Source organism: Kineococcus glutinatus (genome assembly GCF_039542765.1).
Lineage (GTDB): Bacteria > Actinomycetota > Actinomycetes > Actinomycetales > Kineococcaceae > Kineococcus_A > Kineococcus_A glutinatus.
Map to the genome: position 1 here is coordinate 1 of NZ_BAABIL010000648.1, position 2457 is coordinate 2457.

Consider the following 2457-nt stretch of genomic DNA (forward strand, 5'->3'; position numbering starts at 1 on the left):
CAGGGCCGCGGCCAGCAGGGCGAGCAGCGCGCCGGCCGCCGCCGGCGGCGTGAGCACCGGGTCGACGCTGCGGCGCAGCGCACCGGCCAGCCCGGGCGCGGCCCGCACCTCCCCGCCGGCGTCCAGCGGCAGGCCGGTGACGAACACCGACAGCAGCGCGCCGAGCACCGCGACCGCGCCCGCCGAGCACACCGCGAGCCAGACGTCGCAGCGGCGGCGCCAGCGCGCCCCCTCGCCCTTGGCGCGGAACTCCAGCGCCACGCCGCGCCCGGCGAGCAGCAGCAGCAGCAGCGCGACGGGCAGGTACAGCCCGGACAGCAGCGCCGCGTACCAGTCGGGGAACGCGGCGTAGGTGACGCCGACGGCGGCGACGAGCCACACCTCGTTGCCGTCCCAGAACGGCCCGATGGTGCGGACGGCCGCGCCGCGCTCGTGGTCGCCGCGGCCCAGGACCGGCGCGAGGACGCCGACGCCGAAGTCGAAACCCTCCAGCACGCAGAACAGCACCCAGCACAGCACGACGAGGGCGAACCAGGTGAGGACGAGGTCCACGGGATCCTCCTGCGGGAACGGCTGTCGGAACGGGCGGTCGGAGCGGTGGTCAGTAGGTGGGCGCGAGGTCCGCGGCCGGGTCGGGGCGGGCGGCGGGGTCGCGCTGCGGGGACCCGGCGGCGGGCGGGCCGGCGGCGGCGGCCGGTGGCAGGCCGCGGCGGGCGAGGGAGGCCACCAGCCGCAACCACACCACCAGGACGACGCCGTAGACGGCGGTGAACGCCAGCAGCGACACGAGCGCCTCGGCGGCGGTGAGGCCGGGGGAGATGCCGTCGGCGGTGCGGGAGATGCCGAACGCGAGCCACGGCTGGCGGCCCGTCTCGGTGAACACCCAGCCGGCGGAGTTCGCCGCGGCCGGCAGCAGCGGCAGCACGGGGACCGCCCGCAGCAGCCAGCGCGGCGCCGGGCGCTGCGGGGTGAGCTCGCGGCCGCGGCGGGTCAGCCACAGGTAGGCCAGCGCCAGCGCGGCGGCCAGCACCCCGGCGCCGATCATCGCGCGGAAGCTCCAGAACGCCACCGGGACGACCGGCACGTAGTTCCCGGGCCCGAACTGCTCGACGTACCGCGCCTGCAGGTCGTCGATGCCCTGCACCGTGGCGTCCGGGCTGCCGCCCACCAGGAACGACAGCAGGCGGGGGATCTCGACGCTGAGGAACGGTTCGCGCTCGCTGGGGCGGCCGAGGGCGAGCACGGAGAACGGCGCGCCGGCGGTGGTGTCGTAGAGCGCCTCGGCGGCGGCCATCTTCATCGGCTGCACGTGCGCCACGACCTTGCCCAGCACGTCGCCGGTGGCGGCGGTGAGGGCGCCGCCGGCGAGGGTCGTCCAGGCGCCGACGCGGGCCAGCAGGCCGAACGCGGCCAGTTCGGCGGTGTCGGCCGCCCCGGGGCGCACCCAGCGCCGCCACGCGCCGATGGCGAGCAGCAGGGCGCCGCCGCACATCGCGGCACCGGACATCGTGTGCGGGAAGGCGGCGAGGTTGACCTCGTTGAGCAGCAGCTCGCGGAAGCTGGTGAGCCGGGCCCGGCCGGTGTCCGGGTCGAGGGCGTAGGCGACGGGGTTCTGCATGAAGCTGTTGGCGGCGAGGATGACGAACGCGGAGATCAGGGTGCCGACGGCGACGACCCAGATGGTCGCCAGGTGCACCAGGCGCGGCAGCCGGTCCCAGCCGAAGAACCACAGCCCGAGGAACGTCGCCTCCAGGAAGAACGCCAGCATCCCCTCGATGGCGAGGGTGGGCCCGAACACGTCGCCGTAGAACCGGGCGAACGCGCTCCACGCCATGCCGAACTGGAACTCCTGCACCAGGCCGGTGACGACGCCGACGGCGAACGTCACGAGGAGCAGCTTGCCGACGAGCAGGGTGAGGCGGCGCAGCTCGTCGCGGCCGGTGCGCAGCCAGGCGGTGTGCAGGCCGGCGGTCGCGGCGGCGAGGCTGATCGACAGCGGCACGAACAGGTAGTGGTAGATCGTCACGACCGCGAACTGCAGGCGCGTCAGGTCCAGCACGTCGAGGGTCACCGGGGTTCCTCCCCACTCGTCTACGACCTTCTGTCGTAGATACTACGCCCGGTAGTACGACGGAACTCGTAGGGGGCGGGTGAGGTGCGTTACGGTGCCGGGGTGGCAGGCCTGGGCGAGCTCGAGCGCGACGTGATGGCGCAGCTGTGGGAGGCCGGCGGGGCCCTCACCGTCCGGCAGGTCCACGAGCGCCTCGCCCCCAGCCGCGACCTCGCCTACACCACCGTCATGACCGTGCTGGACCGCCTGGCCCGCAAGGGCGTCGTCCGCCAGGAGCGCGCCGACCGCGCCTACCGCTACGCCCCCGTGCAGACGCGCGAGGAGATGACGGCCGCCCTGATGCTGGAGGCCCTGGGCGCCACCGACGGCGCCAGCCGCGACGCCGC

At 75.2% G+C, this 2457-nt stretch carries 3 protein-coding genes; 1 reads left to right on the plus strand and 2 read right to left on the minus strand.

Translation table 11 applies throughout. The features are described from left to right. Together cydB and ABEB16_RS19570 are read right to left on the minus strand one after the other, a co-directional pair. Positions 1-552, minus strand: a 552-nt coding sequence (gene cydB, locus ABEB16_RS19565) for a cytochrome d ubiquinol oxidase subunit II (RefSeq protein WP_345713876.1), incomplete at its 3' end; no start/stop codon positions are given. A gap of 49 nt (positions 553-601) precedes the next feature. Continuing rightward, on the minus strand, positions 602-2071 hold the full coding sequence (locus ABEB16_RS19570) for a cytochrome ubiquinol oxidase subunit I (RefSeq protein ID WP_345713877.1): 1470 nt from the start codon (positions 2069-2071) through the stop codon (positions 602-604). Positions 2072-2206: 135 nt separating this feature from the next. On the opposite strand from ABEB16_RS19570, the gene ABEB16_RS19575 reads away from it, so the two are divergent. Continuing rightward, the coding region (locus ABEB16_RS19575; RefSeq protein ID WP_345713878.1) for a BlaI/MecI/CopY family transcriptional regulator at positions 2207-2457 on the plus strand (251 nt) is incomplete at its 3' end.